This is a genomic window from Streptomyces botrytidirepellens (genome assembly GCF_003721215.1).
GTDB classification, from domain to species: domain Bacteria; phylum Actinomycetota; class Actinomycetes; order Streptomycetales; family Streptomycetaceae; genus Streptomyces; species Streptomyces himastatinicus.
In genome coordinates, this window is the sequence record NZ_RIBZ01000591.1 from 1 (window position 1) to 3,821 (window position 3,821).

Sequence of the window (3,821 nt, forward strand, 5' to 3'; positions counted from 1 at the left end):
CGGGGCCGCGGCGGCCGGTGCGGCGGACGCGGCCAGGGCGCCACCGGCCCCGGCGGCGGCCGAAGCGGCGAGGAACGTACGACGGTTGAGGTCCCGGTCCATCAGCCGTCCGCCTCCCCGGTCCAGGCGGTGGTGATCGACGGGTACGCGAGCGGCGCGGCCTCCTGCTGCGCGTACGCTGCCCCCAGCGCGCCGCCCACGCCGCCCGTCGGCGGTGTCCACTCCGCCAGCGCGCCGGGCGTCGTGGCGACGAACTCGCGCAGCGCCACCATGATCACGGCCCGGGTGGGGGTACCGGTCTCGGGGTCGGCCACGTCGGGGAGCTGGTCGATGTCGACCCCGGCCAGTGCCAGTCGGGCCCGTATGTACGCGTCCAGCGCGTCGCTGTCCAAGGGTGTCTCCGAAAGATCGCGTGGGTGTGGCGGTGAATCAATCAGCCTGGGATGACCGCGGAGTTGAGGCCGCGATGCAGGCGGGTAACGGGCCGGACGGCCGTGCCTTCTAGAACACCGGCATGGCTGTCAGCTTCTCGTTGTGCAGCAGGAAGACCCGATTTCCGGCTCCGGTCAGTCGCCAGCTGCCCGCGCCGCCCTGGGCGTACGGCCAGGCGACGCTTCCTCTGCGGGCGTCCACGGCCACGATGCCCCGCTGGCCGAAGTCGTCGATCATCGCCCAGACGCTGTTGCCCTGCACCACCGGCGGCGCAAGCGGATGCTGCTCGGACACGACCGGCAGCGACCAGATGTCCGAGCCGTCCGACGCCTGGCGGGCGGTCAGGTCGGTGGCGTCCACGGCGTGCACGACACCGTCGCGCACGGCCGGTGCGCTCCAGCCGAGATCGCCGCTGGCGGTACGCGCCCACTTCTCCTTGCCGTCCGCGAGCGAGAGTGCCGCGAGGGTGCGCCCGCCGAGATAGACCGTGCCGTCGGCGACGGCCGGGGTGAGGGGAGTGGAGCCCTGCCCGTCGCGGTGCCAGACGGGTTTGCCGCTGGAGGTGTCGTGCCCGGTCACCTTGCCGCCGGCGCCATGGACCACGAGCCTGCCCCCGGCCGCCGTCGCGGCGGGAGTGGTGCGGGCGTCGGGCCCCGGCGCCGTCCACAGGGTCGTGCGGGAGGCGAGCGATACGGCGCGGATCCGGCCGTCGCGGGTGGTGAGGTAGACGGCCTGGTCGTCGGCGGCGAGCAGGGCGCGCGCGTCCGCCCGGTCGGCCTTCCACCGCTCGGTGCCGTCCGCAGCGCGCAGCGCCCGTACCGCGCCCCGGGTGTCGGTGGCGAGAACGGTGCCGCCGGTGCCGTCCGTGTCTTCGGTATCGCCGGGGACCGCGAGCGCGCGTCCGGTCAGACCGGTGGTCTTCGACGTCCAGCGCGGCTTTCCGTCGCGTACGCCGTAGGCACGCAGTCGGCCGTCCTTGGCCGGGACGACGACGAGGTCATGGACGGGGAGCGGCGCGGGAACGGCCTTGTCGGCGAGGTCCAGGGGGCCGATGTCGACGGGGCCCCACAGGGGTGAGGGCGCGACGCCCTGGTCGTACTCCGCCAGCGGCTTGGCGTCCCAGGGCCGCGCACCGTCCGCCGCGGCCTCGTCGTCGCGCAGCAGCCACCACGCCCCGGTCCCGCCGCCCGCCGCGAGCACCGCGCCGCCCGCGGCGAGGGTGGTGAGCAGCCTGCGCCGGGTGGTGCGGGACGGCTCGTCGCCGGGCATGGTGGCCATCCGCCGGGAGTCCGCCTCGCGCCGTGCGATGTCCTCCGCGAGCGGACCGGTCCGCCAGACCCGGCTGGCGCCGCGTGGCGGCGCGAGCTGCCCGGCGAGCGCGTCGAGGACGGGCCGGTCCGCGGCTTCCTTGGCGAGGCAGGGTGCGACCAGGGTCCGCAGGCCCTCCGGCACCGCGTCCAGTTCCGGCTCGCCGTGCACCACTTGGTACTGCACGGCGGCCACGTGCCCGCCCTCGTAGACGGGTCGCCCGCCCGCCGCGTACGCCAGGACCACGCCGAGGGAGAACACGTCCCCCGCCGGGCCGGTCCGTCGGCCCAACACCTGCTCGGGCGCGGCGTAGCCGGGGGTGGCGAGCGTCTGTCCGGTGGTGGTGAGGGTGAGTCCGTGTTCGGGGCGGGCGATGCCGAAGTCGATGATCCTGGGGCCGCGCGAGGTCAGCACGATGTTCGACGGCTTGAGGTCGCGGTGCACGAGCCCGGCCCCGTGGATCTCCCGCAGCGTCGTCACCAGCGCCGCGCCCAGCGCCCTGACGGCGGGTTCGCTCAAAGCCCCGTAGCGTTCGACGGCCTGGTCGAGCGTGGGCCCCACCAGGAACTCCGTGGCGATCCACGGCCGTCCGCCCTCGGTCTGCGCCGCCAGCACCCGCGCCACCCCGCCGCTGCGCACGGCCTGCGCCGCGTACGCCTCGCGCAGGAAGCGCCGGGCCATCTCCGGATCGTGCGCCAGCTCGGGCCGCAGCACCTTGACGGCCGCGGTCCGGCCCGCCGCGTCCCGCCCGAGGTACACCTGCCCCATCCCGCCGGCCCCGAGCACGCCGGTGAGGCGGTACGGGCCGAGGCGGAGGGGATCGCCGGTGCCGAGGGGGTTCATGGGGCTCCTGAAGTGGGGTGGGGATGGTCGAGTGCTACTCGTCGAGCGCAAGGGCACACACGGCGGAGCCGCGCAGGACGATGAGCCGCTTGGCCGCGGGGAGCGCCATGACCGTCGGGGCCACACCGCCCTGGTCTCCGAAGGGGCTCTGGAAGGTCCAGGCCACGCGGTGTGTGCGCAGGTCGATCGCCGCGATCCACTGGGCGTCGTTGTCCGGCGAGGCGTAGAAGTACTTCCCGTTCACGGCGGGGGCGGCCGCGAAGGAGAGCGGTGACGCGGTCGACTTGTCCTCCTCCCACAGCAGGCGGCCGCTGCGGGGCTCCAGGGCGATGACGCCGTTGTCGCGCTCCGCCGTGTAGAGGACACCGTCCTTGAGGATCGGCGGGCCGTAATGAGGGAGCGGCGCCTCGTACTGCTCGCCGAACTTTCGGCCCTTGCCGAAGCGCCACGCGGTTTCGCCGTCGGAGAGCCGCAGCGCGAGCAGTTCCGAGGCGCCGAGGAACAAGTGGCCCGACGAAATGGCGTGCCGCGTCCTCCCGGGGAGAACGTTCGAGAGCTCCTCGGGGATCCGCACCGACCAGCGGGTCGCCCCGGTGCGGGCGTCGATCAGGGAGACCAGCTTCTCCTCGGTCCGTAGGAACGACGATCCCATGGGGGTCACGGCCAAATCGATGGAGCCCTCCGGCGGAGCGGGCATCGGGCGGCGCCACCGCTGCTTGCCGGTGCGGGAGTCGATGGCGATCCGTACCCAGCCCTTGGTGGTCTTCCCCTCCAGGATCAGGGCCCGGCCGACCGCGACTACCAGGCGCGTATCCACCGTGTCGAGGTCGTCGAACTCGGCGAGCGGCGCCCGGAAGCTCCCTGTGGTGAGGTCGACGGGGACCAGCCGGATCCGCGTGAGGCCACTGTCCAGCGCGAACAGCCGCTGGCCGTCCGACAGTACGGTCTTCGGCCCCCCGCTCAAGTCACGCTCCACGCGCCGCTTGCCGGTCCTCGCGTCGACGCAGAGCAGTACGGCGTCGGACACCAGGGCCAGGTCGTCGCCGACGGGAAACGGGATGGTGTCGCCGATCCCGTCAGACTGGACAGAGGCCTTCCACACGAGGCGCGACGCTCCTCCGGACGCGGTCGGGGACTCCCCCTTGGGCGGGGTGGCCGCCGTGTCGCCGTCGCGGGCGAGCAGGCCCCAGGCGCCCGCCGCGCCGCCCGCGGCGAGCACGCCGCCGCCGAGGGCGAGC

Annotated in this window: 3 protein-coding genes; all 3 read right to left on the bottom strand. The window is 74.2% G+C overall.

Going from position 1 to position 3,821, the window contains the following annotated elements; genetic code table 11:
* Positions 1 to 101: 101 nt before the first annotated feature.
* Entirely contained in the window at positions 102 to 392 is a 291-nt protein-coding gene (locus EEJ42_RS33305) for a hypothetical protein (protein ID WP_063728444.1), read from the bottom strand.
* 109 nt (positions 393 to 501) lie between these two features.
* Positions 502 to 2,583 (bottom strand): outer membrane protein assembly factor BamB family protein, encoded by a 2,082-nt coding sequence (locus EEJ42_RS33310; protein WP_123105746.1) that lies wholly within the window; start codon positions 2,581 to 2,583, stop codon positions 502 to 504.
* Positions 2,584 to 2,617: 34 nt separating this feature from the next.
* On the bottom strand, positions 2,618 to 3,821 hold a 1,204-nt coding region (locus EEJ42_RS33315), incomplete at its 5' end, for an outer membrane protein assembly factor BamB (protein ID WP_148082113.1).